This is a genomic window from Thalassovita sp. ABM4_323 (assembly GCF_056158665.1).
On the sequence record NZ_JBSWTS010000007.1, the window covers coordinates 3,294,734 to 3,321,133 of the forward strand.

Genomic DNA, 26,400 nt, shown 5'->3' on the forward strand with positions numbered 1-26,400 from the left:
GCCATGTGGCAGGATCATGATTCAATTCACGCTGAAATGCGACAATGACCACCGCTTTGACAGCTGGTTTCAATCCGGCAGCGCGTTTGACAAGCTCAAGGCTGCTGGCATGGTCACCTGTGCGGTTTGCGGGTCCAGCAATGTTGAAAAGGCCATCATGGCACCTCGTGTGCGGCCGGCGCGCTCGACCGCGGCCCCAATCGAGCCCCCTGCGGATCAGCCAACGGACGGGGCCGCGCCCGCGCTGAGCGCGCCGCAAAACCCGGCCGAAGAAGCGCTGAGCGAAATGCGCCGCCATGTCGAGGAAAACTCGGAATATGTGGGGGACAAATTCGTTCAGGAAGCGCGCGCCATGCATGACGGCGACAGCCCCGAACGCGCCATCTATGGCGAGGCAAAAACCGAAGACGCCAAGCAGTTGATCGAGGATGGCGTTCCCGTCCTACCGCTGCCCTTCCTGCCAGGGCGCAAAACCAACTGACCAACCCGAAAGGTCATTCATGCATATTGTCATCACCGGCGCAAACCGTGGGATCGGTCACGAGCTCTTGTCGCGCTACGCCGCTGCGGGCCACGATGTCACCGGCACCGCGCGCCAGGGGGAGGACTATGTCGCGCTGGACGTAACCAAGCCGGACAGTTTCTCCAATCTGGCCCAGGCGATGGATGCGCGTCCGGTGGATCTGCTGATCTGCAATGCCGGTCTGTATCTGGACAAGGGAGAATCCCTGGCCGAAGGCTATCCCCCCGAAATGTGGGCGCAAATGATGGCCACCAATGTCACCGGTGTGTTTCTGAACGTGCAGACCCTCCTGCCGAACCTGCAAATGGCTGCGGGCGGCAAAATCGCCATTATCTCGTCGCAGATGGCCAGCCATACCCGCGCGCCAGGTGGCAGCTATATCTATCGCGCGTCTAAGGCGGCGGTGCTGAACCTGGGTCGCAATCTGGCAACCGACCTTAGGGGCCTGGGCATTTCTGTCGGCATCTATCACCCCGGCTGGGTGCGCACCGATATGGGGGGCGAAGAGGCCGAAATCTCGGTCCAAGAGGCGGCCCAAGGTCTGATGCAACGGTTCGAAGCGCTGGGGCCGGACACCACAGGCTGTTTCGAAACCTGGGACGGCCGCACCCACGCTTACTAGACTCTGAAAGACAATCTTTGATTGACCGAAAACCAAGCTCTTGGGTACGCTTCTGGGACACTATTCTAGGAGGAGTCTCAAGTGCGTGTGTTGAGTAAAGCGACAAAAAATATTGCTATTCTGGCCGCGATTTCGATGTCGTTGGCAAGTGTGCCCGGCGTCGCCGCAGCGGGGAATTCGGTTCATAAATATGATGACGGCACCAAGCTGCGGATCAATTGTACGGGCGGCGGATGCACCGTCAAAGCGAAAAAGAAGGGCGGCAAATGGGCGACAATCGAAAAGGGCCCGGGCGGTCGCGAGAACTTCCTGATCCTGGACTCGAAATACAAAACACAGAAACCTGATTTCTAACCTTCTGTGAGATCGCATTTATTTAGGGGCAATCAGATATCTGATTGCCCTTTTTCGTTCAGATTTGAGCCTGCGACACCAATGTATTCTTGCTCTTGGGCGCGCAAACCGTTACTTCGCGCTGAACCAAGGAACAAGGACTGACCATGCCCGTTCTCGTGATGAAATTCGGCGGCACTTCCGTCGCCACGCTGGACCGGATCAAACGCGCCGCCAAGCGCGTCGGATTGGAAGTGGCCAAGGGCTATGACGTGATCGTCATCGTTTCGGCCATGTCAGGCGAAACCAACAAGCTGGTGGGCTTCGTGAACGAAACCTCGCCGCTGTATGACGCGCGTGAATACGATGCGATCGTCAGCTCGGGCGAAAACGTCACCGCTGGCCTGATGGCGCTGACCCTTCAGGAAATGGACGTGCCCGCGCGCAGCTGGCAGGGCTGGCAAGTGCCGGTGAGAACCAACAACGCGCACAGCTCGGCCCGGATCGAAGAGATCCCCACCGACAATATCAACGCCAAGTTCGGCGAAGGGATGCGTGTGGCCGTTGTGGCGGGGTTCCAGGGGATTTCCCCCGAGGGCCGGATCACCACGCTGGGCCGTGGCGGCAGCGACACCACCGCCGTGGCCTTTGCCGCCGCGTTCGGGGCCGAGCGTTGCGACATCTACACTGATGTGGATGGCGTCTACACCACCGACCCGCGGATCAGCCCCAAGGCCCGCAAACTGGATAAGATCTCGTTCGAGGAAATGCTCGAACTGGCCTCGCTGGGCGCCAAAGTCCTGCAAACCCGCTCGGTCGAGCTGGCCATGCGCTATAAGGTGAAACTGCGCGTGCTCAGCTCTTTCGAAGAACCGTCTGATGAAGCCGGCACGCTTGTCTGTGCCGAGGAGGAAGTCATGGAAAACCGCCCTGTATCCGGCATCGCCTATTCGCGTGACGAGGCCAAGATGACCCTCGTTTCCGTCGCCGACCGCCCCGGCATTGCCGCCGCCATTTTCGGCCCGCTGTCCGAGGCCGGCGTGAACGTGGATATGATCATCCAGAACATCGCCGAAGAAGGCCGCACTGACATGACCTTCTCGTGCCCCACCGATCAGGTGTTGCGTGCGCAAAAGGCCCTGGACGAGGCCAAGGCCTCGGGGGACATCAACTTTGCCGAGCTGATCGCCGACACCGAGGTGTGCAAAGTGTCCGCCGTTGGCATCGGCATGCGCAGCCAATCGGGCGTGGCCGCCAGAATGTTCCAAACCCTGTCGGACGAAGGCATCAACATCAAGGTGATCGCCACCAGCGAGATCAAGATCTCGGTTCTGATCGATCGCAAATACATGGAACTGGCCGTGCAATCGCTGCATGACGCGTTCGAGCTGGAAAAATCTGCATAAGCCACGCTGCTTAGCTGTTCATCCAAACCGGGGGAAATCATTCCTCCGGTTTTGTTTTTGCGACAAACAGAATTGACAGACCCCGCGGTTGCTGGCCTGAATATCTTTGAACGGATACAGACAATCAGACCCAAGAAAGCGCGATGAAATCGGATTGTATTCTATTTTAAGATGCATTACCGCTTGAGAAAAGAACGTCAACACAACCATAGAACCCATATGCGCAATTTAGTTCCGTTTTTGCGCCCATTTTCGCAAAAATCGTACCCACTCAATTAATTGCATTTTCCTTCTGGCTGCGTTGTGCTCTATAACGCGTTGAAACAAATTGCAGGGTAAACCTCTCTGCATCGGATCATTGGGACAGTCGACGGCATGACCGAGACAACGGAAAGTGAAAGCCGCAAGCTGCTCGGCAGGCTTCGCAGTGCGATGGCCGAGGAAAGCGCGGGCCAGACGCGTCTGGACAAGATCACGCATCTGATCGCCAATTCCATCGGAACAGAAGTGTGTTCGATCTATCTGTTCCGCGATGATGAAACGCTGGAACTGTGCGCCACCGAGGGTCTGAACCCCGAATTTGTCCACAAAACCCGCCTGAAGCTGGGCGAAGGCCTGGTGGGCCGCGTCGCCCGCACCGGTCTGGTCGTGAACGAGGCCGACGCCCCCAGCGCCAAGGGTTTCCGGTATATGCCCGAAACCGGCGAAGAGATTTACTCGTCCTTCCTGGGGGTTCCCGTGCAGCGCCTGGGCGAAACACTGGGCGTTCTGGTCGTGCAGTCGAAACAGGCGCGGACGTTCTCGGCCGACGAGGTCTATGCGCTGGAAGTCGTGGCCATGGTTTTGGCCGAAATGACCGAGCTGGGCGCTTTCGTGGGCGATAATGCCGCGATGGGCGCGCGCCACCAGCAATCCGAAATGTTCCGCGGATCGACCGGCCAGGAAGGCGCGGCCGAGGGCCATGTCTGGCTGCATGAACCCCGCGTTGTGATCACCAACCCTATCGCCGAAGACCCGCACAAAGAACTAGAACGGTTGCGGGCCGCCGTCGATCAGCTGCGCATCAGCGTCGATCAGCTGCTCGAGGGCGCGTCGACCTCGGGCGATACCGAACAAACCCAGGTGCTGGAAGCCTATCGGATGTTCGCCAACTCCAAGGGCTGGGCCCGCCGGATGGAGGAAGACATCAGCCGGGGTCTGTCCGCCGAGGCCGCCGTGGAAAAGGAACAGTCCACCGCTCGTGCCCGCCTGAGTCAGGTGAACGACGCCTATCTGCGCGACCGGCTGCATGATCTGGACGATCTGTCCAACCGGCTGCTGCGCATTCTGACTGGCCAGGGGACGGAAACCGGGGCTGATATGCCGGCCGACCCGATCCTGATTGCGCGCAATATCGGCCCCGCCGAGCTGCTGGATTATGGCCGCACCCTGAAGGGCATCGTGCTTGAGGAAGGCTCGGTCGGAAGCCACGCCGCCATCGTTGCGCGCGCGCTGGCCATTCCGCTGGTCATCCATGCCGACCGCATCACCACCGAGGCGCTGAATGGCGACCATATCATGGTGGATGGCGATCAAGGCATCGCGCATCTGCGCCCTGACGACACCGTCGTCACGGCGTTTCGCGACAAAATTGCCATGCAGGCCCATGCGCAGGAACGCTATGGCTCGATCCGCAATGAACCCGCGCAAAGCAAATGCGGGCAGGTTATCGCGCTGCACATGAACGCCGGACTGATGGCAGATCTGCCCAGCCTCGAGGGCTCGGGGGCGGAAGGCGTGGGCTTGTTCCGCACCGAGCTGCAATTCCTGGTGCGCAACAAGATGCCCAAGCGGACCGAGCTTGCCGCGCTCTATGCCCGTGTTCTGGATGCGGCCAATGGCAAACGGGTGGTGTTCCGAACGCTGGATATCGGGTCGGACAAAGTGCTGCCCTATATGAAGCCCAATGACGAACCGAACCCGGCTCTGGGCTGGCGGGCGATCCGGGTGGGTCTGGATAAACCGGGCGTGATGCGGATGCAGTTGCAGGCGCTGATCCGGGCCGCGAATGGGCGTCCGCTGTCGCTGATGTTCCCCTTTGTCGCGCAATACGAAGAATTCACTGCGGCCAAGGCCGAAATCGACAATGCCATCGCCCGCGAGAGCAAACTGGGCCACCCCCTGCCCGAAAAGCTCGAGATCGGGGCCATGTTGGAAACGCCCTCGTTGGCCTTTGCTCCGAACCAGTTTTATCGGGACGTCGAGTTTCTGTCGATCGGGGGCAATGATCTGAAACAGTTCTTCTTTGCGGCTGATCGCGAAAACGAACGGGTGCGGCGCCGCTATGATACGCTGAATGTCAGCTTTCTGACCTTCCTGGAACAGATCGTCAAACGGTGCGAAGCCTCGGACACCGCGCTGAGTTTCTGCGGCGAGGATGCAGGCCGACCCGTCGAGGCTGCCTGTTTTGCCGCGCTGGGGTTCAAGATGCTGTCGATGCGCCCAGCCTCGATCGGGCCGGTGAAACACATGCTGCGCCGGATCAATCTGACCGAGCTACGCGACGTGATTCACACCGCCTGCGAAAGCGGGGAACAAACGGTGCGCCCGGCCGTCATGGAGTATCTGCGCAACGTGGATTAGGCGCGGCGAATGCCCGGCAGCGCGACGCGCTGGCGCAGGGCTTCACGCAGCTCTTCTTCGGGGCAATCGGCCTCGATTCCCAGGGCCCGAATGCGAAAATGCACGTGGGCGATCTGCTGATAATAGCTGGTATAGGCATAGTTGGTCGCCGCCCCGGCCACGGCCCCCAAAACGGGCGCCGTTTGCGCCGCCAGCTTTTGCCCCAGAACGGTGGCCAAGCGCGGTGCCACGCGCGAAATCAGCGTTTGCACCGCAACACCTTGCAGGCTGGCCCGCGTCGCAAAAAAGGCCAGATCCGCGCCGTCGTCTTCCTCTAGCGGACCCGCAGCCGACAGCACGCGGATACAATCGAACTGCACATTCTTGGCCTCGGGATCAAAGCCATGTTCGACGGCCACGTCCTGAATGGTGCGCAGCAGAATGGTGGTGGTGACAGGCAGTTCCGCCAGCGCCCCCGGCAAACCGCCAAACCCGCCAGCCGCACCCATTGCGGTGGCCACGGCGGTGTTCAGCCAAGCGGGTTGGTCGCCGATCACCCCACGCGATCCATGCGCCGCCTTCATCGCCACGTTCAGCGCTTTGACGGTGCCGTCTTCCAGGCGCACGCGCACGCCCTCGGGCAGGCGATCCAGCAGGCTGTCGGCCTGCCCTCCGATCATGTTGAGCACCTGAATCCCGACACCGCCCGCCGACTGGTAGCGACGCGAAAGCTGTTCCAGCTCGGCGTCCAGATCGACGGGTTTTGCAGGTTCGGACAGAAAAATCTGGTTCAATGGGGCCACCCTGTAAAGTTTACCCCTTTAACATCGGGGCCTTCAGCCCGGATTTCAAGCGTTGATCCGCTGGACCCGCCCCGAAACGCCGCGCCAGGCATCGGGGGTCAGCGCCTGCCCCAGCACCCGATCCGGGTTGGTCGGAGGCGGCATTTCCACATTTTCCAGACGCTCGAATCCAAAACGCCGATAATAGGGCGCGTCCCCCACAAGCATCACCCGCGACCAGCCCAGGGCGCGCGCGCGCTCCAGGCTGTCATGGATCAGCAACGCGCCCAGCCCTTCACCCTGACGGGTCGGGTGCACCGCGACGGGCCCCAGCAACAGGGCCGTATGCGCGCCGATCTGCACCGGCCAGAAACGAATTGCGCCTCCGACAATCCCATCAGGATCGCGCGCGACGATGGACAGCCCCTCGACGGGGGGCACGTCCTCGCGCAAGCGATACGAGGACAAGGCCGTCCGCCCCGGCGCGAAACATAGGTCGTACAGGGCTTCGACCTCCCACCAATCATTGGGCGTTTCCTCGGTCAGGGTGAACATTCGCCGGTTTGGTCCTTGCCTTGCTGAAATTCCAGTGGAAACGGCCCTAACACGGCGCTAGGTCTGTGACAAACGCCAAACCGCGACGGATCAAAGGACACACGGGCAGATGTTTTACGAACCCAAGGACGGCCACGGCCTGCCACACACCCCCTTCAACGCAATCGTGACCCCGCGCCCGATTGGCTGGGTATCGACCCGTGGCAAAGACGGCGTGGACAATCTGGCCCCCTATTCGTTTTTCAACGCGGTCGCCTATACCCCGCCGCAGGTGATGTTTGCCTCGACCGGGACCAAAGAGGATCAGGCCGATTCCAAGGACACGGTCAGCAATATCCGCGAGACCGGCGTCTTTGCCCTGAACGTCGTCAGCTATGCGCTGCGGGACGCCATGAATGCCAGCTCGCAAACCCTGCCGGCGGATCAGGATGAATTCGATCACGCCGGTCTGGAAAAAGCACAGTGCCGCACGATTGATTGCCCCTATGTGGCCGCCGCCCCCGCAGTGCTGGAATGCAAACTGTCCCAGATCATCGAGCTGGAAGGCAAAAACAACCGGCTGGTCCTGGGCGAGGTCACCGGGGTCTATATCGATGACACCTGCCTGGTCGACGGCATCTTTGATGTGACCAAATTTAACCCACTTTCGCGTCTGGGCTACCGCGATTACGCCACTATACGCGAGGTCTTCTCGCTTGCGCGGCCGGATGACAAATAAGTGCCTTGCAGCTTGACCCCGGTTGCGCCACTTTTTCGGAAACAACGAGGGACAGGCATCCATGCAAACGACAATCGGTGTGATCGGCGGATCGGGGATTTATGAAATCGAGGGGCTGGAAAACGCTGAATGGGTCAGCGTGCAAACGCCTTGGGGCGAGCCGTCGGATCAGATTCTGACGGGCACGCTGGATGGCGTGAAGATGTGTTTCCTGCCCCGTCATGGGCGCGGACATGTGCATTCGCCCACCACCGTGCCCTACCGCGCCAATATCGATGCGCTGAAACGACTGGGCGTAACGGATGTGGTGGCCGTGTCCGCCTGTGGCTCGTTCCGAGAGGAAATGGCGCCGGGTGATTTCGTGATCGTCGATCAGTTCATCGACCGGACTTTCGCGCGCGAGAAATCGTTCTTTGGCACGGGCTGTGTCGCCCATGTCAGCGTGGCCCATCCCACCTGCCCGCGCCTGTCCGAGGCCTGCTTCACCGCCGCCACCGATGCCGGGATCACCGTTCACAAGGGCGGCACCTATCTGGCGATGGAAGGGCCGCAATTCAGCACCCTGGCCGAATCCAAGATGTATCGCGAAAGCTGGGGTTGCGACGTGATCGGCATGACCAACATGCCCGAGGCCAAATTGGCCCGCGAGGCCGAGCTTTGCTATGCCTCGGTTGCGATGATCACCGATTATGACAGCTGGCACCCCGAGCATGGCGAGGTCGATATCTCGGACATCATCGCCACGCTGATGGGCAATGCAGACAAGGGCCGCGCGCTGGTGAAACGCCTGCCCGCCCTGTTGGGCAAGGAACGCGACCCCTGCCCGCATGGCTGTGACCGCGCGTTGGAATTCGCCATCCTGACCGCCCCGGAAAAACGGGATCCGGCGGTGATGGCCAAGCTGGATGCGGTCGCTGGCCGCGTATTGGGATAGGTGTCATGGCATTTGAACTTTGGTTAACTTTCGTCGCGGCCTCGACCGCATTGTTGTTGATCCCCGGCCCCACGATCCTGCTGGTGCTCAGCTATGCGCTCAGCCAGGGGCGCAGCGTGGCCGTGGCCTCGGCCACCGGGGTGGCCTTGGGCGATCTGATCGCGATGACCGCGTCCTTGCTGGGCTTGGGGGCGATCGTGCTGACCTCGGCGCTGGCGTTTAGCGTGCTGAAATGGGTGGGGGCGGTGTATCTGGTCTGGCTGGGCATCAAGATGCTGCGCAGCGCCGGACAGGCCGAGCTGGGTCAGCTGGGCAATGCCCCGCCGCGTGCCGCGCGCGAAGTCTTTGGCCATGCCGCCATCGTCACCGCGTTGAACCCCAAAAGCATCGGCTTCTTCATCGCCTTCGTGCCCCAATTCGTGGACCCGGCTGCGCCGTTGATGCCGCAATTTGCCATCATGATCGCAACTTTCGTCGGCCTGGCCGCCTTGAACGCGCTGGCCTATGCCCTGCTGGCCGACAAGCTACGCGAACGCATCCGTCGACCCGCAGTTCTGCGAGGGCTGACCCGTTTGGGCGGCGTAACGCTGATCGGTATGGGTGTGCTGACGGCCACGCTGCGCCGCGCGACCTGAAGAATGGCGGCCTTAGTCGTCGCCATTCTCTTTCATGAACTTACGGATAAAGCCGCGAATTTCGCGGGCGGCGCTGGTGTCCATGTCCTTGCACAGCTCGACAAAAGCGTCGCGCTCTTCCTTGTCCAGGCGCAACACCAGCTGGCTGTCTTTCTTGCCCGATTTTTTCGAGTCTTTCTTACCCAAGGCAGGCATCCCCATCCCACTTGACTTTCCGTACAGCAAGTGTATATACATTATATATCCAATTGCTGCACAATCTTCTTGCGGCAAAAACAAGAAAAAGGGAAGAGGAAATGACGTTACAGGCCGCGAAATCAATGCTCGTGCGTGACCGGATGGATTGGCGCAAGCCACATGTCCGTTGGTTGCCCTCTCGGTTCTATCGGTTCTTTTCGAACGACCGCTGATCACCTGATAAAAGACCGCCCCAGAAACGGGGCGGTTTTTTCTTTCGGGCTTGCCCAAGCCACCCCCATCCGCCAAACCTATGCCCAGGCAATACATCCGAGGGCACCATGGCACCCCAAAAATCCGTTCGCGACTATATCCGCACCATCGTCGATTTCCCGCACGAGGGCATCATGTTCCGCGATGTCACCACCCTGTTCGCCGATCCGCGGGGGTTTCGCATGTGCGTGGACCAGTTGCTGCACCCCTATGCCGGACAGCGCATCGACAAGGTTGTGGGACTCGAGGCGCGCGGCTTTATCCTGGGCGGGGCCGTGGCGCACCAGCTGGGCACGGGCTTTGTGCCGATCCGCAAAAAGGGCAAGCTGCCCCACACCACCATCAGCGAAGAATACAAACTGGAATATGGCGAGGCGATTGTCGAGGTGCATGACGACGCGATCGAAGCGGGCGAGACCGTTCTGGTCGTCGACGACCTGTTGGCCACCGGCGGCACTGCCGAGGCCGGGATCAAGCTGGTCGAACGACTGGGCGGGCAAATCGTTGGCTGCGCTTTTGTGGTTGATTTGCCAGATCTGGGCGGACGCAAGCGGCTGGAGGGTATGGGCATGGAGGTCCACGCTCTGTGCGCCTTCGAGGGATTGTGACGCCCCGCCAGATGACGCCCTGACAAAATCGCGCTAGGTTGGGCGCGATTTCAGACAGGTGATTTTATGCGTCTCTTTCTCGCTCTTCTCATGCTCTTGGCGTTGCCCGCGGTCGGCACCGCCATGACCCCAACGCAACTGACCCAGGCGGCCGAGGCCGGTGATGTCGATGCGATGGAAAAGCTGGCCCTGATACACCATCACGGCACCTTGGTTCCGCAGGATCAGGAAACGGCGCGGCACTGGTTCAAACGCTGCGCCGAGGCGGGCAAAGACACCTGCCAGCACAGCTATGGTGTCTACTTGCAGTTTGGCTATGGCGGTGCGCCCGACAAACCGGCCGCCGTCGACTGGTATTTGAAAGCCGCGCAAAATGACTATGTCCCGCCGCTGATGTATCTGGGCGACATGCATTTCCATGGGGATGGTATCCCGATGGACCGAGCGATGGCCTCGGTGTTTTATCAGCGCGCCGCCGTTCTGGGCGACCCGCGCGGCCAATATGTGTTCGGGCAGTTCCTGTACTTTGGCGAGCAATTCCCCAAGGACACCGCCAAGGCCTATGCCTGGATCAGCCTGTCCGCAGCGCAGGGATATGAAAAATCCGTCGCCTTTCTGGACAGGATGCGCGCCGAGATGTCCGCCGACGCCTTGGAACGCGCGCGCGCCTTTGCCGATACTTGCGCGGAATATGGCAATTCAGGCTGTCTTTAGCCGCGCAACACCGCGCCGGGATTTATGATTCCGTTGGGGTCAAATGCCTGCTTCACCCGCCGCATCAGCGCCAGTTTCACCGGGTCGCCATAGCGCTCCAGATCCGCGACCTTCAGCCGTCCAACCCCATGTTCCGCACTGAACGAGCCCCCCAGCTGATGCACCAGGTCATGAACGGCGCGGCTGATGTCGGCCTTTTGCGCGGCGTGATCAGATTTGTGCCCGCCCTTCGGGGGGAACACGTTATAGTGCAGGTTCCCATCGCCCAGATGGCCAAAACAGTTGATCCTGAACGGCCCCATTTCGGCAATCGTGGCGGTCCCGCGCGCAATGAATTCGGGGATCAGGCTGAGCGGCACCGAGATATCATGCGAACACACCGCCCCGATCGCGCGGTTTGCGGTCGGGATTTGTTCCCGCACTTCCCAAAACGCGGTTCGCTGCGCCTCGGATTGGGCGATTACGCCGTCACTGACCAGACCTCGCGCAAAGGCGTCCACGAACAAAGCCTCCAGCGCCTGTGACGAAACCAACCCCTGGGCCAGGCCCACATCGATCAGAACGAACCACTCGGGCGGCGTGTCAAAGGGTTGGCGCAGGTCGGGCAAGGCCTCGGCCAGGAATTCCAACCCGGTGCGATGGATCAGTTCAAACGCGCTGATGCCCTCGCCCAGCTGACCGCGCGCCAGGGCCAGCAAATCCAGCGCAGCGGCGGGGCTGTCCACCACCATCAACGCGGTTCCGTTCCCCGCCGGAATCGGGCTGAGCTTTAGCGCGGCGGCGGTGATCACACCCAGCGTACCTTCGGCCCCGATGAACAAGTCCCGCAGATCATAGCCGGTGTTGTCCTTGCGCAACCGGCTGAGATTATTCAGGATTTGCCCGTCGGGCAGGACGACCTCCAGCCCCAGGCACAGCTCGCGCGCGTTGCCATAGCGCAGCACGTTCACGCCCCCGGCATTGGTCGACAAATTCCCCCGATCCGGGCCGAGCCCTTGGCAGCAATGGACAAGGGGAACAGGCGATCCACCGCCTCGGCTGCGGTGTGGATATCCTCCAGAATGGCCCCGGCCTCGGTGATCATCACGTTTTCCGTGGGCAGTGTTTCGCGGATTTTGGTCATCCGCTCCAACGACAGCAGGATCGGTTGCGGTCCATCCGGCATGACCTGCCCGCCGACCAAACCTGTCCCGCCCCCATAGGGCACCACGCCCACGCGCGCCTGATTTGCCATGCGCAGGATGGTACTGACCTCTTGGGTCGTCGAGGGCGCGGCGACGATCGCCCCCTGCCCTGCCCAGGTGCCACGGGGTTCTTCCAAATACCGAGGCGCGACCGGACGCAGCACTTTGGCAGGCAAGGCCCGGGTCAGGGCGTCCAGGAAGGCGGGTGAGGCATCATTCAGAGTCATGCCAAATCCATATCACGCCCGGGCTGACAGTCTAGTCCGGGTCACGCAACAAGCGCGGGCGCAGAGCAATGACGGTCGGGCGATCCGGCAGGCTGCGCAGCGACAGCTCGACCGCGCTGTCCGAGGTTCGGCGCACGTCGAATTCGTCCTCCATCCCGTCCAGGAACCGTTCCAGCGTGAAATCCCCGAACCAGTGCATGGGGATCACCACGGACGAGCGCAGACGCTTCAGCACTTTGATCATCGTGGGCAGATCCAGCGTCATCCCCCCGTCCACCGCGGCCATGACCACATCCAGACGCCCCAAGGCCGCAAACTGCGCCGGGTCCGGTTCGTGATGCAGGTGGCCCAGATGACCGATACACAGACCTGCAACCTCGAACACAAAGATCGAATTTCCCTCGGGCTCGATCCCCGAAAAGCTGCTGCGGATATCGGTGGACACGTTGCGGATCAGCATGTCGCCAACGGTCAGGTAATGATCGATGCCTTCGCCAAACGCCCCCCAGCCCGGCAAGGCATGGCGGATGGCCGGGTCAGGAAACGGGGTCCAGTGGGTGTCATGCGCGTGGTTCATCGTGACCACATCGGGGATGAAATCCGTGTTGCCGATGAACCCGGTATAATCCGTCACGGCCGAGACCCCAACGGGCGACTGGATCAAAAAGGACGCATGCGCCAGATAGCTGATCCGCACGGTGTAGTCCGGCAAGGGATCGCGAAAACTGGCTTTGTGCAGGTATTCAAGGCCCGGCGCGGCGTCTGCGATGGCAATGCAATGGCTGGGCTGGCGCGGTTCCTGCGCCAGTGCGGCGCTGCTGAGGAACAGGAAAACAAGGGCGAAACGGATCATCGGCAGTACCTCCTGCGCGCAAACCTAGCGCGCCCGGGCCAACAGTCACGCCTGTCCGACATCCGTGCGGCCGCGCCGGTCCATCCGCAGGCTGGAATACAGCACATGCGTGCGCCAGCGACCATCGATTTGCAGATAGGATTGCGCCACGCCCTCGTATTTGAACCCCGAGGTTTCCAGCACCCCGCGCGAGGCGACATTTTCCGGCAGGCAGGCGGCCTCGATCCGGCTAAGATCCATTTTGCGGAACGCATGATGGACGACGGCCAGAATGGTTTCGCGCATATATCCGTGCCGGGCAAAGCGCTGGCCCACCCAATATCCAAGTGTCCCGGCCTGTGCGGGCCCACGGCGGATATTGTCCAGGGTGATGGCCCCCATCAAAGCCTGATCCTCGCGCCGGATCAAAAACAGCGGCATGGCCGAGCCGTTAGAAATCGACCGCTGTGCCCAATGCACCCGGTTCGAAAAAGCCTTGCGCGTCAGGTGATCGGTCGCCCAGGTTGGCTCCCACGGTTGAAGGAAGGCGCGGCTTTCCAGGCGCAGACTGGACCAATCGCGATAATCCGAATAAGTCGGCGGCCGCAATGTCAGCCGCTCGGTTTCAATCCGAACCTTGCGCTTGGGCAATAGCATCAGGCGGCGCGCCTTTCCTGAAGCTCCTCCAGCGTAGGGGCTTTGCCCACCGGACCATACAGCGCCAGCGCGGCCGGGGCTTGCACGGCCATGACCTCGGCAAAGGTTTTCACATCCTGCGTGCTGACCGCATCGATCTTGCGCACGACCTCGTCCAGCTCAGGCACCCGGCCCCAGATTTGCACCATCCGCGCCAGACGTTCCGCCCGGTTCGAGGGGCTCTCCAATCCCATCAGCAGACCCGCCTTCATCTGCGCACGGGCGCGGGCGACCTCTTCGTCGCTCATGTCTTCGGCTGCGCGCTTCATTTCATCCAGCGTCACCACGGACAATTCGGCCAACTGATCCGCAGATGTCCCCGCATAGACCGTCATCATGCCGGTGTCAGAATAGGCCCCCGCCTGCGCGAAAATCGTATAGCACAGCCCACGTTTTTCGCGGATTTCCTGGAACAGACGGCTGGACATGCCGCCCCCCAGCGCGTTGGCATAGATCTGCGCGGCGTGGATTGCGGCATCCCCGTAATTCGGGCTTTCGAACCCGATCGCAAAATGCGCCTGTTCCAATGCCTTTTCAGTGCGTGTCTCGCCCCCGTGAAACTGCGCCTGCATGGGCGCAACATTGACCAGCGGGGACAGATGGCCGAACAAGGCTTCTGCCTCGCGCACCAGCGCCTCATGATCCACGGCACCGGCGGCAGACAGGATCATCTGACCCGGCCCATATTGTTCTGCCACGAAACCTGCCAGATCCTCGCGCGCAAAGGCGCTGACCCGTTCCACCGGGCCCAGAATGGTGCGACCCAGCGGTTGATCCGGATAGGCCTTTTCCTGCAGCCAGTCAAAGATGATGTCATCGGGCGTGTCCAAAGACTGCCCGATTTCCTGAAGGATCACACCGCGCTCGACCTCGATCTCATGCGGGTCAAACACCGGGTTCAGCACGATGTCCGAAATCACGTCCAGCGCCAGCGGCACATCCGCCTCGAGCACGCGGGCATAATAGGCCGTCACCTCGCGTGAGGTATAGGCGTTCATATAGCCGCCCACATCCTCGATCGCTTCGGCGATTTGCAAAGCGCTGCGCCGTTTGGTTCCTTTGAACGCCATGTGTTCCAGGAAATGCGCGATCCCGTTCTGTTCGACCCGTTCATGGCGGCCCCCAGCCAAAACCCACAGCCCGATCGAGGCCGATTGCAGCCCCGGCATATGTTCAGTGACAATACGGAAACCGTTGGACAGGGTGTGCAGTTGGACCGTCAATTCTGGATACGCTCGCGGATCAGGGATTCCAGGGCGTCCAGATCATTGCTGATCTCGGTCACCCGTTCCGCACGCTCATACAGGTCGCCCATGCGCGCTGGCAAGTCCGGATGCACGCCGGTGGCCTCTTTCACCGCAGCCGGGAATTTCGCGGGGTGCGCGGTGGACAGGGTGATCATCGGAACGTCGGCCTGGCGCTGCTCGTTGGCCACCTTCACGGCCACAGCTGTGTGCGGGCACATCAGCTCGCCGGTGGTGGCGAACATGTCGGTGATGGTCGCGCTGGTTTCTGCTTCCGAGCAGTTGCCGGAATCGAACAGTTCCTGAAGCGTCTGCAACGCACCCTGGCTGACGGTAAAGCCGCCGTTTTTCAGCTCGTCCATCAGCTGGCTGACGGCTGCGCCATCCTGACCATAGGCATAGAACAGCGCGCGTTCGAAGTTCGAGGACACCTGAATATCCATCGACGGGCTGATCGAGGGGATCACGCCATCGGGGCGATATTCGCCAGTGCTCAGGCAGCGGTGCAGGATGTCATTCTGGTTGGTCGCGATCACCAGACGGTCAATCGGCAGCCCCATGCGTTTCGCGATATAGCCTGCGAAGATGTCGCCGAAGTTGCCGGTGGGCACGGTGAAGCTGACCTTGCGATCCGGCGCGCCTAGGGCCACGGCGGAATAGAAATAGTAGACAACCTGCGCCAGCACCCGCGCCCAGTTGATCGAGTTCACGCCCGCCAATTTCACCCCATCGCGGAAGTCAAAATCGTTGAACATGTCCTTCACGCGGGCCTGACAATCGTCGAAATGGCCCTCGACCGCCAGCGCGTGCACGTTGGCCTCGGATGGGGTGGTCATCTGGCGGCGCTGCACCTCGGAGACACGACCATTGGGGAACAGGATGAACACATCGACGGCGTCCAGCCCCTTGAAGGCCTCGATCGCGGCCGAGCCAGTATCGCCCGAGGTCGCGCCCACGATGGTCACCCGGCTGCCGTTGCGTTTCAGCGCGGCCTGGAACAGCTGGCCGATCAGCTGCATTGCGAAATCCTTGAACGCCAGCGTGGGGCCGTGGAAAAGTTCGAGCAGGAAGTGATTGGTGTCCAGCTGCACCATCGGCGCACGCGCGGTGTGGCCGAAACCCGCATAGGCCCTGGCGATGATCTCTTTGAACTCGGCATCCGTGAAGGTGTCGCCGATATAGGGGCGCATGATGCGAAAGGCACACTCTTCGTAGGACAGGCCGGATAGCGCCGCGATGTCATCCTTCGTCATCGTGGGGATGGTTTCGGGGACATACAGGCCACCGTCACGGGCCAGCCCGGTCAGCATCGCCTCTTCGAAATTCAGGACGGGGGCCTGACCCCGTGTCGATACGTATTTCACTGTTCTTTCCCTTTCGCGGGTTTCCTTTGGCGCCACAGGAACAGGCCCAACATCGCCGTCCACACGGCGGCCAGCCCGAACCATTGCACGGCATAGCCAAAATGGTCGTTCGGGATGCCCTCGACCCCCACCGGCAAGGGTGAGACCGGGGCATCGTCATAAGAGGTTTCGCGGGCGATCACCAGAATGGGATCGGTGTTCAGCGCCTGCGCCAGCACGTCCACCTCGCGGGCGAACCAGATATTGGCGGTGCGATCGTTTTCGGGGGTGAAGCTGTCGTGCTCGTCCGGCCAGTGCAGGTTTCCGGTGACGGTGACATTTTCAAAGGGCGGTTGGGGTGGCTCGGCCTCTAGCCGGACAAAGCCGCGATCCACCAGAACCGTGCGCCCCCCCAGATCCATCGCGTTGATCAGGCGATACCCGGCGCCTTGGGTTTTCTGGCTGACCAGCACCCGGATGGTGGGGCCCAGAATGTCGCCAGTGACAGCGACGGGCAGAAACCGGTCGTCCTCGGGATCGGGCTGCGCGGGCAAGGCCACGGGGGCGGCGTGAATGCGCGCCTCGATCTGAGCCAGGATGGTTTCCTTCCAGTCCAGGCGGCGCAGCTGCCACAGGCCCAGCGACACCAGGATCGCCGCGCCCATCAGCCCGAACACCAAAGGAATGAGGATACGCCGCATCGCGTGGCCCTTTACAAACGAAAGCGCACGAGGGGTTCCCCGTGCGCCTTGCTTTTTGCCGTTTATCGTCGGTTTTTCAACCTCAAACCGGTGCGGTTAGCCGCCCCAGATGTAGACAGCTGCGAACAGGAACAGCCAGACAACGTCAACGAAGTGCCAGTACCAGGCCGCGGCCTCGAAACCAACGTGGGCTTCGGGGGTGAAGTGGCCCTTGATCGCGCGCAGCATGCACACGAACAGGAAGATGGTGCCGACGACCACGTGGAAGCCGTGGAAGCCGGTCGCCATAAAGAAGTTGGCGCCATAGATGTTGCCCGAGAAACCGAACGCCGCGTGGCTGTATTCATACGCCTGGAACACGGTGAAGATCAGACCCAGAGCCACCGCCAGCGCAAGACCGTTGATCATGTCTTTGCGGTTGTTTTCATGGGCAATCGCGTGGTGTGCCCAGGTAGCTGCCGCGCCCGAGCACAGCAGGATCAGCGTGTTGATCAGCGGCAGGTGCCAGGGATCAAAGGTTTCAATGCCAGCGGGGGGCCAGACACCATCGACCATGGGGCTGTTTTCGCTCATCGGGTACATGGCGTGCTTGAAGAAGCTCCAGAACCAAGCCGAGAAGAACATAACCTCGGACATGATAAACAGGATAAAGCCATAGCGCAGGCCGATTTTCACAACCGGGGTGTGGTCGCCGGTTTCGCCTTCGTTCACCACTTCGGCCCACCAGCCGAACATGACATACAGAACGCCAACAAAGCCGATCAGCAGCATCCAGGGCAATTCAGTGTGGAAATAGATCACCGCGCCGAACAGCATGATGAAGCCCGCCAGAGCGCCCAAAAGGGGCCACAGGCTTGGGGGCAGAATGTGATAGTCGTGGTTTTTTTCGTGCGCCATCGCGTTTCCCTCGTTGGAGGCTCTTAGTTTAGGGTGTTGGACGTGTCAGTGTCGAGTGCAGCATGCTGCTCTGGCACGTCAATTTCGTAAAAGGTGTAAGACAGGGTGATGCTGGACAGGTATTTGCCCTCGCGGTCCTCAAGGATCTCGGGGTCCACGTAGAAGCTGACCGGCATCATCACCCGTTCGCCCGGTTGCAGCACCTGCTCGGTGAAGCAAAAACAGTCGATCTTGGTGAAATAGGACCCAGCCGCATAGGGGGCCACATTATAGGACGCCTGCCCGGCAACCGGATGATCGGTGGGATTATAGGCCTCGTAAAAGGCCAGACCGGTTTCACCCAGGCGGATCTCCATCTCGCGCTGAACCGGCTTGAATTCCCACGGCATGCCGCGTTCTTTGGACGCGTCAAAGCGGACTTTGATGGTCTGGTCCAGGATCGTGTCCGAGCCCGCCTGCGCGGTCTGCGTCACCCCGCCAAAGCCGGTGACACGGCAGAACCAGTCATAGAAAGGCACCGAAGCCCAGGCCAGCGCACCCATGGTAATCACCACGGCGACCAGCTGAACGACAGTTTTCTGTTTGCCTTCCATGGCCATCAGTTCTGCGCCTCCTGTGCGGCGGGTTTCGGACCCAGCCCACCGGTGGTGACTTTGACAACGGTCAGGCCAAAGACGATGCCGATAAAGGCAACCAGCACCAGGCCCACGCCAACGTTGCGACCAAAGCGGCGTTTGTGCAGCTCGTGTTCGACTTGGATACCCATCTTACCAGCCCCCCAGACCATAGGGTTTCAGGGCGGCTTCGGCCAGGATCGCGCCGAAATGTAGGAACAGATACATCAGCGAGAACCCGAAGAAGGATTTCTCAATCCGGTATTTGTCGACCTGCGCCTGCTCTTCCTTGCGGCGCCAGATCTTCACGGCCCCCAGCAGGAACAAAACGTTCAGAACCACGGCCACAGTCATATAGATCGGTCCACCGATCGAGGTTAGGCCCGCGCCAATCGCGATGGGGGCCAGCAGGATGGTGTAGACCAGGATATGATTGCGTGTCACACGGCGGCCATGGGTCACGGTCAGCATGGGCACGCCCGCTTTTTCGTAGTCCGAGTTCATGAACAGCGCCAGCGCCCAGAAATGAGGGGGCGTCCACATGAAGATCAGCATGAACATCAGCACCAATTCGACACTGATGCCGCCGGTCACAGCCGCCCAGCCGATCATCGGAGGGAAGGCACCGGCCGCGCCACCGATCACGATGTTCTGCGGGGTCCAGCGCTTCAGCCACATGGTATAGACGACAGCGTAGAAGAAGATGGTAAAGGCCAGCAGCGCGCCTGCCACGATATTCGTGGCCAGCCACAGCATGATGCAGGAAAACACCGACAGGGTCAGGCCAATCGCCAGCGCCTCATCCCCGGTCACTTTCCCCGAAGGGATAGGCCGCGAGGTCGTGCGTTTCATCACACGGTCGATATCCGCATCCCACCACATGTTCAGCGCGCCCGAGGCACCGCCACCAACGGCGATGAACAGCACGGCACAGAAGGCGATAAAGGGATGCACGCCACCCGGCGCAGCCAGCAGGCCAACAAGGGCGGTAAACACCACCAACGACATCACTCGGGGCTTCAGCAGCGCGAAATAATCGCGGAAACCGGCCTCGCCTGTCTGGGTTTCGGTGTTGATGCTTGCGTCGCTCATGGTTTGCCTTCAGCCGCAGCGCATGTAGCGCCGCCAGTCAGTGGGTAGTCGAGGGGATGCGCCCCCTAAAGGGGCGCGATCCGATCCTTAGTTGGCCGAAGCCACGGTCAGAGTGCGCGGGGTACCGGCATACTCTTCGATGGCGCCGTCCAGCCATGCTTCATAGGCTTCTTGCGACACGACTTTGACGGTGATCGGCATGTAGGCGTGGTCCTTGCCGCACAGCTCGGAACACTGGCCAAAGTAAATGCCTTCTTGCTCGGCTTTGAACCACAGCTGGGCGATCCGGCCAGGCACGGCGTCTTGCTTGACGCCGAAGGCAGGGATGGTCCACGAGTGGATCACGTCCGCGCCGGTCACGTCCATGACAACAACCTTGTTGACCGGGATCACGACCTGAGTGTCGGTGGCCAGCAGGAATTCATCTTCGTTATAGCCCAGGCGCTTCAGCTTGGCCTTCATCGCGTCGCTGTTCACATATGCAACGGCACCGGCGGCTTCGTCTTCGTCGTCCATGGTGGCGGGCTGGCCAATCATGTAGCTGTCGAAGGCAAAGTCATGGTCGGTGTATTCATAACCCCAGTACCACTGGTACCCGGTGACTTTAATGTGGATGTCGCCCTCGGGGATTTCCTGCTGTTTGAACAGAACCGGCAGCGAAAACGCCCCGATGAACACCAGGATCACGATCGGAATGACGGTCCAGGCGATTTCCAGCGGCGAGTTGTGGGTAAAGGTCGCCGGGGTCGGGTTGGCGCGGCGGTTGTAGCGCACGATCACGATCGCGATCAGGGCAACCACGAACAGGGTAATTGCGGTGATGATCACCAGCAGAAGATGGTCCAGCGCCTGCAGGTCGCGCGCCAGTTCGGTTGCGGCAGGCTGAAAGCCCAACAGGCCAGGTTGCGGTTTGCCAATGGTTTCCACGTCCTGGGCAAGGGCCGGGGTCGCGGTAATGGCTGCTGCTGCCGCCAGTAGGCTGGATTTCAGTTTCATATGTCACCCTGATCGGTTGAGGTGTGTATTGTTCATCTATAGACGCCGAATTCGGCCCAAAGGGCAAAACCCGTTGTTTTGTCGCCGCTAGAAACCATATTCTATGTCGCAGAACAACAATGGCGCTTGCGGCAAACGGACGCTTTTTTTGATTTAGATCAAATCGCCGCCGCTGAAAAGACAGGAAAAACAGATATGAGCGATACTCCTTTTCGCCCGTTCGAGCAGTCGCTGGATCAGGACAAAGCCCTTGAATTACTGAAAGAAGCCACGTCAGGGGCCGAAGATGGCGAGCTTTTCCTGGAACGGCGCCGCTCTGAGGCCATCGTATTCGACGATGGTCGGGTAAAAACGGCCAGCTATGATGCCTCCGAAGGCTTCGGGCTGCGTGCTGTACATGGCGAGGTCGCCGGTTACGCCCATTCCACCGAAATTTCAGAATCAGCCCTGCGACGCGCCATGGCCACCACCCGTCTGGCCGTAGGGGATGGCGGCGGCACGATGGCCCTGCCCCCCAGCGCCACCAATGCGCGCCTGTACACTGATTCCGATCCCATCAGCGGGGTGTCATTCCCTGTGAAACTGGACACCCTGCGCGAGATGGATGCCTTTGCCCGCCGACTGGACAAACGCGTCGTGCAGGTCAGCGCCTCGATCGCGGCATCGTTGCAAGAGGTCGAAATCCTGCGCCCCGAGGGCACGCATCTGCGCGATGTGCGCCCCATGACGCGGGTGAATATCTCGATCATCGTCGAACAGGACGGGCGGCGCGAAACCGGCACGGCGGGTGGCGGCGGGCGTGTTGGCCTGGACGGTTTGCTGGATCCGGCCGATTGGCAGGACAAAGCCCGCGAGGCCCTGCGGATCGCCCTGGTCAATCTATCGGCCGAGCCTGCCCCGGCGGGCGTGATGGACGTGGTGCTTGGCCCCGGCTGGCCCGGCATCCTGCTGCACGAGGCCGTGGGGCACGGGCTGGAGGGCGACGCGAATTGCAAAGGCGCGTCCATTTTCGCCGGATTGCTGGGCCAGCAAGTGGCCGCCAAGGGGGTCACCGTGCTGGACGATGGCACGATTCCCGACCGTCGCGGCTCTTTGTCTTTCGACGACGAGGGCACACCTTCGGGAAAAAACGTGTTGATCGAGGACGGCGTACTGGTCGGCTTTATGCAGGACCGCCAGAACGCTCGCTTGATGGGCGTCGAGCCCACGGGCAACGGCCGACGAGAATCCTTTGCCCATATCCCCATGCCGCGGATGACCAACACCTATATGACCGGCGGTGATGCGGACCCGGCTCAGATCGTGGCTGACCTCAAGGATGGTATCTATGCGGTCGGATTTGGCGGCGGACAGGTTGACGTGACCAACGGCAAGTTCGTGTTTTCCTGTACCGAGGCCTATCGCGTGAAAAACGGCCAGATCGGCGCACCAGTGAAGGGTGCGACCCTGATCGGAGACGGCGCGACCGCACTGAAACAGATCCGCGCGCTTGGCAATGACATGGCGCTGGATCCCGGCCTGGGCAATTGCGGCAAACAAGGCCAGTGGGTGCCCGTGGGTGTCGGCCAGCCGACCGTGATGATCGGAGGCCTGACCGTCGGGGGTGCTGCGACCTGACCTAACGGAAAGGATGTGATCCGACGCGAATAAGCTGAACATCGGATATTGGTTTACCCGCCATTAACCGCCTTGCCGCTAAACCTGATTCTGCAAGACGGCGAGGCGACGATGACCAAACACATTCATCCTTCCACTCACCCCCCACTCCCACCCACCACGGAAGATGAGCGGGTATCGTGGCTTCGCCTCTTGCGATCCCGCCGGGTTGGCCCGGCCACCTTTCACCGATTGATGAGCGAACATGGCTCGGCCGGGGCGGCACTGGCAGCTTTGCCCGAGGTCGCCAAGGCCGCCGGTGTCGAAAATTACGAAATCTGCCCCGAAGGTGTCGCCTGGGCCGAGCTAAAGGCCGCCCGCGCCGCCGGGGCGCATATGATTTGCCATGGCGCACCCGACTATCCCGCCGCGCTGGCGCAAATCAGCGACGCCCCGCCCTTTCTGTGGGCGATCGGCAATATGCAGGTCCTGCACCGCCCGTTGATCGCAATGGTTGGCGCACGAAATGCCTCCTCTTTGGGGACGCGCATGGCCAAGGCCCTGGCCAAGGACCTGACCCGACATGGCTACAGCATCGTTTCCGGGCTGGCGCGCGGCGTCGACACGGCCGCCCATGTCGCCAGTTTGGAAATCGGCACCATCGCCGTCATGGCCGGGGGCGCAGATGTCATTTATCCGGCCGAGAACACGCGTCTGGGTGAAGATCTGGTCAAGACGGGGCTGCGTCTGTCTGAACAACCCTTTGGCCTTTCACCACAGGCGCGCCATTTCCCGCGCCGGAATTGGATTATCTCGGGTCTTGCGCAGGGCCTGATCGTGGTCGAGGCTGCCGCGAAATCGGGCAGCCTGATCACAGCGAAAAACGCTTTGGACCAAGGGCGCGAGGTGATGGCCGTGCCCGGCCATCCCTTTGATGCCCGCGCCGCCGGCTGCAACATGTTGATCCGCGATGGCGCCCGTCTGGTGCGCACAGCCGAAGACGTCATCGAATCTCTGCCACCGGTCGAAGCAACACCCGTGCAGCCAGAACTGGCCCTGCAACCTGCGCCAGATCCGACACCAAAACGCACACGCAGCCTCAGGGACACGGCGCAGCTGCACAGCCAAATCCTCCAGCGTCTGGGCCCCTCGCCCATGGCCGAGGATCAGCTGATCCGCGACCTGGGGGGGGGCGCCCGCACCGTTGGCCCGGCGCTGACCGATCTGGAACTGGATGGCAAGATTCTGCGCCAACCGGGGGGGCTTTTGTCACTGGTGCCATAACTGCGCACCGAAGGTGCGACCACGACCCGCGTTTTCAATGCATTGACAAACCCCCCGTTCGACCCACATTTTCCGCCGCCATAAGCCGAGGTGCGAGTTGAAAGGAAATTCCATGCCAGTTGTCGTTGTCGAATCCCCTGCAAAGGCCAAGACAATCAACAAATATCTGGGTTCCGACTACACGGTTCTGGCCTCGTACGGGCATGTCCGCGATCTGCCCGCCAAGAACGGCTCGGTCGACACCGAACAGGATTTCGACATGACCTGGGAGGTCGGCACAGACAGCCGCAAGCATGTCAAAGCCATCGCCGACGCCCTGAAACAAGACAACTCCCTGATCCTGGCGACTGACCCCGACCGCGAGGGCGAGGCGATCAGCTGGCACTTGGAAGAGACTCTGCGCAAGCGCCGCGCCATCAAGAAAGACACGCCGGTCAGCCGTGTGGTCTTCAACGCGATCACCAAATCGGCCGTGACCGAGGCTATGCAAAACCCGCGCGAGATCGACCAGCCGCTGGTCGACGCCTACCTGGCGCGCCGGGCGCTGGATTATCTGGTGGGCTTCAACCTCAGCCCTGTTTTGTGGCGCAAACTGCCCGGTGCTCGCAGCGCGGGCCGGGTGCAATCGGTCTGCCTGCGCCTGATCGTCGAGCGCGAAATGGAAATCGAAGCGTTCAATCCGCGCGAATACTGGTCGGTCAAGGCGCTGATGGCCTCGCCCCGCGGTCAGGAATACGAGGCCCGCCTGACCGTTCTGGCCGGGGACAAGCTGGACAAATATTCGATCGAGAATGAAACGCAGGCGGAACTGGCCGTCCAGGCGATCAACAGCCGCGATCTGACGATCAAATCGGTCGAGGCCAAGCCCGCCAGCCGCAACCCTGCCGCGCCCTTCATGACCTCGACCCTGCAACAAGAGGCCAGCCGCAAATTCGGCATGGGCGCGCGCCAATGTATGAGCGCCGCTCAGCGCCTGTACGAGGCAGGATACATCACCTACATGCGGACCGATGGCATCGACATGGCCCCCGAGGCCGTCGGCGCCACCCGCGACGCGATCTCAGATCGGTATGGCGCCGAATATGTGCCCGCTAGCCCGCGCATCTACAAAAACAAGGCCAAAAACGCCCAAGAAGCGCACGAATGTATCCGCCCGACGGATATGACCCGCGATGCAAACAGCCTGAAATTGACCGAGGCCGATCAGAAAAAGCTGTATGATCTAATCTGGAAACGCACGATTGCCTGTCAGATGGAGGCCGCCCGCATGGAGCGCACCACCGTCGACATCGCCAGCGATGACGGTCAGGTCGGCCTGCGCGCGACCGGTCAGGTGGTGTTGTTTGACGGTTTCCTGCGCGTCTACGAAGAAGGCCGCGACGATTCGGTTCTGGATGACGATGACAAGCGCCTGCCCCAGCTGATGCAGGGCGAACCCGCCGAGAAACGCAAGATCAGCCCCGAGCAGCACTTCACCCAGCCCCCGCCCCGCTATACCGAGGCCACGCTGGTCAAGAAGATGGAAGAACTGGGTATCGGCCGTCCGTCGACCTATGCCAGCGTGATCACCACGATCCAGGACCGCGAATATGTCCGCAAGGACAAGAATTGCCTCTTCCCCGAGGATAAGGGCCGAATCGTTACGATTTTCCTGCTGAACTTCTTCCGCCAATACGTGGGCTACGAATTCACCGCGAATTTGGAAGAAGAGCTGGATGACGTCTCGGCCGGGGATCGGAACTATAAGGATGTGCTGGGCCGATTCTGGCGTGATTTTTCCGCCGCGATTGCCGAAACCAGTGATCTGCGCATCGCCGAGGTGCTGGATATCCTGGACGAGGCCCTGGCCCCGCAGCTGTACCCCCCGCGCGAAGATGGCAGCGATCCGCGTGTCTGTCCCAAGTGTGGCACCGGGCAGCTGCACCTGAAAACCTCGCGTACCGGCGGGTTTGTCGGCTGCGGCAACTATCCCGAATGCAATTACACCCGCCCGATCGCGGGCGAAGGTGCGGATGGTGATGAGCGTCTGCTGGGCGAGGATGAGGGCGATGAGATCTGGCTGAAGGCCGGGCGCTTTGGCCCCTATGTCCAGCGGGGCGAACCTACGCCCGAGAACAAGAAGCCCCCGCGTGCCTCTCTGCCCCGCGGCTGGAACAAGGATGACATGGACCTGGACAAGGCCCTGACCTTGCTGTCTTTGCCGCGCGAGATCGGCGATCACCCCGATGGCGGCATGGTCAGCACCAATTTTGGCCGGTTTGGCCCCTACGTGATGCACAAGGGTCCCGAGGATGCCAAACCTGTCTATGTGAACCTGAAGGACCCGGCCGACGTGTTCGAACTGGGCATGAATCGCGCCGTCGAAATGCTGGCTGAAAAGCGCGCGAACCCGGGCCGGGGACGAGGCGCAGCCGCCAAGGCGCTGAAGGAACTGGGCGAACATCCAGAATTGGGCGGGCCGGTGAACATCATGGAGGGGCGCTATGGCCCCTATGTGAAATGGGAAAAGGTGAACGCCACCCTGCCCAAGGACACCGACCCCAAAGATGTCACCATGGAAATGGCCGTCGCGCTGATCGCGGAAAAAGCTGCCAAGAAGAAGCCCGCCCGCAAAACCGCCGCGAAAAAGAAGGCCCCAGCCAAGACCACCAAGGCGAAGACCACCAAGGCCAAAACCACCAAAGCGAAGGCCAAGGACTAAGGGATTCTGACGATCTCTGGTATTTCTACGTATTGGATTACGTAGTTTCTGCGCGTAGAACCGCCTCAGACCAATGCGCGACGCCGGGGCATGTCCCGGACGCGCTGTCATT

Annotated in this window: 26 protein-coding genes and 1 pseudogene; 13 read left to right on the forward strand and 14 right to left on the reverse strand. The window is 61.1% G+C overall.

Annotated elements, in window-relative coordinates:
• Nucleotides 1–16: 16 nt before the first annotated feature.
• The 5 genes from ACXADQ_RS18790 (at nt 17) to ptsP (ending at nt 5,506) form a co-directional block, all read left to right on the forward strand.
• Nucleotides 17–481, forward strand: coding sequence for a DUF1178 family protein (locus ACXADQ_RS18790; RefSeq protein WP_475324832.1), 465 nt, complete (start codon nt 17–19; stop codon nt 479–481).
• Between the two features lie 19 nt (nt 482–500).
• Nucleotides 501–1,145, forward strand: coding sequence for an SDR family NAD(P)-dependent oxidoreductase (locus ACXADQ_RS18795; RefSeq protein ID WP_475324836.1), 645 nt, complete (start codon nt 501–503; stop codon nt 1,143–1,145).
• A 90-nt stretch (nt 1,146–1,235) separates the two neighbouring features.
• Nucleotides 1,236–1,499, forward strand: coding sequence for a hypothetical protein (locus tag ACXADQ_RS18800; protein ID WP_475324839.1), 264 nt, complete (start codon nt 1,236–1,238; stop codon nt 1,497–1,499).
• 146 nt (nt 1,500–1,645) lie between these two features.
• Nucleotides 1,646–2,884, forward strand: coding sequence for an aspartate kinase (locus ACXADQ_RS18805; protein WP_475324842.1), 1,239 nt, complete (start codon nt 1,646–1,648; stop codon nt 2,882–2,884).
• A gap of 375 nt (nt 2,885–3,259) precedes the next feature.
• Nucleotides 3,260–5,506 carry a phosphoenolpyruvate--protein phosphotransferase gene (ptsP, locus tag ACXADQ_RS18810; protein ID WP_475324846.1) on the forward strand — a complete coding sequence of 749 codons (2,247 nt, stop codon included), beginning with the start codon at nt 3,260–3,262 and terminating at the stop codon, nt 5,504–5,506.
• On the opposite strand, the gene ACXADQ_RS18815 is transcribed toward ptsP, so the two are convergent.
• A complete protein-coding gene (locus ACXADQ_RS18815) occupies nt 5,503–6,279 on the reverse strand; it encodes an EcsC family protein (RefSeq protein WP_475324850.1) in 777 nt (258 codons plus the stop codon). The genes ptsP and ACXADQ_RS18815 overlap by 4 nt on opposite strands.
• Before the next feature lie 54 nt (nt 6,280–6,333).
• Nucleotides 6,334–6,822, reverse strand: coding sequence for a GNAT family N-acetyltransferase (locus tag ACXADQ_RS18820; protein ID WP_475324854.1), 489 nt, complete (start codon nt 6,820–6,822; stop codon nt 6,334–6,336).
• Nucleotides 6,823–6,931: 109 nt separating this feature from the next.
• On the opposite strand from ACXADQ_RS18820, the gene ACXADQ_RS18825 reads away from it, so the two are divergent.
• The 3 genes from ACXADQ_RS18825 to ACXADQ_RS18835 all read left to right on the forward strand — a co-directional run bounded on the left by ACXADQ_RS18825 (nt 6,932) and on the right by ACXADQ_RS18835 (nt 9,109).
• A complete protein-coding gene (locus tag ACXADQ_RS18825) occupies nt 6,932–7,540 on the forward strand; it encodes a flavin reductase family protein (protein ID WP_475324857.1) in 609 nt (202 codons plus the stop codon).
• Between the two features lie 61 nt (nt 7,541–7,601).
• A complete protein-coding gene (locus tag ACXADQ_RS18830) occupies nt 7,602–8,474 on the forward strand; it encodes an S-methyl-5'-thioadenosine phosphorylase (RefSeq protein ID WP_475324860.1) in 873 nt (290 codons plus the stop codon).
• Between the two features lie 5 nt (nt 8,475–8,479).
• Nucleotides 8,480–9,109 (forward strand): LysE family translocator, encoded by a 630-nt coding sequence (locus tag ACXADQ_RS18835; RefSeq protein ID WP_475324865.1) that lies wholly within the window; start codon nt 8,480–8,482, stop codon nt 9,107–9,109.
• 12 nt (nt 9,110–9,121) lie between these two features.
• Here ACXADQ_RS18835 and ACXADQ_RS18840 read toward each other — a convergent pair whose 3' ends face one another.
• Nucleotides 9,122–9,304, reverse strand: coding sequence for a hypothetical protein (locus tag ACXADQ_RS18840; RefSeq protein ID WP_475326107.1), 183 nt, complete (start codon nt 9,302–9,304; stop codon nt 9,122–9,124).
• 323 nt (nt 9,305–9,627) lie between these two features.
• Between ACXADQ_RS18840 and ACXADQ_RS18845 the strand changes: the two genes are divergently transcribed.
• Together ACXADQ_RS18845 and ACXADQ_RS18850 are read left to right on the forward strand one after the other, a co-directional pair.
• The gene (locus tag ACXADQ_RS18845) at nt 9,628–10,167 is read left to right on the forward strand and encodes an adenine phosphoribosyltransferase (RefSeq protein WP_475324869.1); all 540 of its coding nucleotides are present in this window, start codon (nt 9,628–9,630) and stop codon (nt 10,165–10,167) included.
• 66 nt (nt 10,168–10,233) lie between these two features.
• Nucleotides 10,234–10,881 carry a tetratricopeptide repeat protein gene (locus ACXADQ_RS18850; RefSeq protein WP_475324874.1) on the forward strand — a complete coding sequence of 216 codons (648 nt, stop codon included), beginning with the start codon at nt 10,234–10,236 and terminating at the stop codon, nt 10,879–10,881.
• On the opposite strand, the pseudogene ACXADQ_RS18855 reads toward ACXADQ_RS18850, so the two are convergent.
• The 11 genes and pseudogenes from ACXADQ_RS18855 to coxB form a co-directional block, all read right to left on the reverse strand.
• Nucleotides 10,878–12,292 (reverse strand): annotated as a pseudogene (locus ACXADQ_RS18855) (FAD-binding oxidoreductase). The gene ACXADQ_RS18850 and the pseudogene ACXADQ_RS18855 sit on opposite strands and share 4 nt — an antisense overlap.
• Nucleotides 12,293–12,323: 31 nt before the next feature.
• Nucleotides 12,324–13,145, reverse strand: a complete 822-nt coding sequence (locus ACXADQ_RS18860; RefSeq protein ID WP_475324878.1) for an MBL fold metallo-hydrolase — start codon at nt 13,143–13,145, stop codon at nt 12,324–12,326.
• A gap of 45 nt (nt 13,146–13,190) precedes the next feature.
• On the reverse strand, nt 13,191–13,781 hold the full coding sequence (locus ACXADQ_RS18865; RefSeq protein ID WP_475324882.1) for a GNAT family N-acetyltransferase: 591 nt from the start codon (nt 13,779–13,781) through the stop codon (nt 13,191–13,193).
• The gene (locus ACXADQ_RS18870) at nt 13,781–15,043 is read right to left on the reverse strand and encodes a M16 family metallopeptidase (protein WP_475324887.1); all 1,263 of its coding nucleotides are present in this window, start codon (nt 15,041–15,043) and stop codon (nt 13,781–13,783) included. The genes ACXADQ_RS18865 and ACXADQ_RS18870 overlap by 1 nt, the downstream gene beginning before the upstream one ends.
• Nucleotides 15,040–16,428: a threonine synthase gene (gene thrC / locus ACXADQ_RS18875; RefSeq protein ID WP_475324891.1), complete on the reverse strand. Its 1,389-nt coding sequence runs from the start codon at nt 16,426–16,428 to the stop codon at nt 15,040–15,042. The genes ACXADQ_RS18870 and thrC overlap by 4 nt, the downstream gene beginning before the upstream one ends.
• Complete coding sequence (locus ACXADQ_RS18880; RefSeq protein ID WP_475324895.1) at nt 16,425–17,108, reverse strand: SURF1 family protein; 684 nt, start codon at nt 17,106–17,108, stop codon at nt 16,425–16,427. The genes thrC and ACXADQ_RS18880 overlap by 4 nt, the downstream gene beginning before the upstream one ends.
• Before the next feature lie 96 nt (nt 17,109–17,204).
• Nucleotides 17,205–18,005 carry a cytochrome c oxidase subunit 3 gene (locus ACXADQ_RS18885; protein WP_475324899.1) on the reverse strand — a complete coding sequence of 267 codons (801 nt, stop codon included), beginning with the start codon at nt 18,003–18,005 and terminating at the stop codon, nt 17,205–17,207.
• Between the two features lie 23 nt (nt 18,006–18,028).
• On the reverse strand, nt 18,029–18,604 hold the full coding sequence (locus ACXADQ_RS18890; protein WP_475324904.1) for a cytochrome c oxidase assembly protein: 576 nt from the start codon (nt 18,602–18,604) through the stop codon (nt 18,029–18,031).
• Complete coding sequence (locus tag ACXADQ_RS18895; RefSeq protein WP_475324907.1) at nt 18,604–18,771, reverse strand: hypothetical protein; 168 nt, start codon at nt 18,769–18,771, stop codon at nt 18,604–18,606. The genes ACXADQ_RS18890 and ACXADQ_RS18895 overlap by 1 nt, the downstream gene beginning before the upstream one ends.
• Nucleotide 18,772: 1 nt before the next feature.
• Nucleotides 18,773–19,711, reverse strand: coding sequence for a heme o synthase (gene cyoE / locus ACXADQ_RS18900; RefSeq protein ID WP_475324911.1), 939 nt, complete (start codon nt 19,709–19,711; stop codon nt 18,773–18,775).
• Nucleotides 19,712–19,798: 87 nt separating this feature from the next.
• Nucleotides 19,799–20,707: a cytochrome c oxidase subunit II gene (gene coxB / locus ACXADQ_RS18905; protein WP_475324915.1), complete on the reverse strand. Its 909-nt coding sequence runs from the start codon at nt 20,705–20,707 to the stop codon at nt 19,799–19,801.
• A 195-nt stretch (nt 20,708–20,902) separates the two neighbouring features.
• Between coxB and tldD the strand changes: the two genes are divergently transcribed.
• The 3 genes from tldD to topA all read left to right on the forward strand — a co-directional run bounded on the left by tldD (nt 20,903) and on the right by topA (nt 26,288).
• Nucleotides 20,903–22,324, forward strand: a complete 1,422-nt coding sequence (gene tldD / locus ACXADQ_RS18910) for a metalloprotease TldD (RefSeq protein ID WP_475324919.1) — start codon at nt 20,903–20,905, stop codon at nt 22,322–22,324.
• 111 nt (nt 22,325–22,435) lie between these two features.
• Entirely contained in the window at nt 22,436–23,587 is a 1,152-nt protein-coding gene (gene dprA / locus ACXADQ_RS18915) for a DNA-processing protein DprA (protein WP_475324924.1), read from the forward strand.
• Nucleotides 23,588–23,699: 112 nt separating this feature from the next.
• A complete protein-coding gene (gene topA / locus ACXADQ_RS18920) occupies nt 23,700–26,288 on the forward strand; it encodes a type I DNA topoisomerase (RefSeq protein WP_475324928.1) in 2,589 nt (862 codons plus the stop codon).
• Nucleotides 26,289–26,400 lie beyond the last annotated feature (112 nt).